Raw genomic sequence first — 236 nt, forward strand, 5'->3', positions numbered from 1 at the left:
GGCCCGCGCCTGGCTGGCCCAGGACCCGGATCCCGAGACCCGCAACGAGCTGGACGCCCTGATCGTGGAGGCCGAGTCCGGGTCTGCCGATGCGCTCGCCGAGCTGCACTCCCGCTTCGACGAGCGCCTGGCGTTCGGCACGGCCGGCCTGCGCGGCGCGATCGCCGCCGGCCCCAACCGGATGAACCGCGTGCTGGTGGCCCAGGCGGCCGCCGGTTTCGCCCGCTGGCTGCTCG

Annotated in this window: 1 pseudogene; it reads left to right on the plus strand. The window is 76.3% G+C overall.

The window, feature by feature from the left end:
* Positions 1-236: pseudogene (locus SB717_RS39520) on the plus strand (hypothetical protein); the annotation flags it as partial.

Source organism: Priestia sp. SIMBA_032 (genome assembly GCF_046535215.1).
GTDB lineage: Bacteria > Bacillota > Bacilli > Bacillales > Bacillaceae_H > Priestia > Priestia aryabhattai.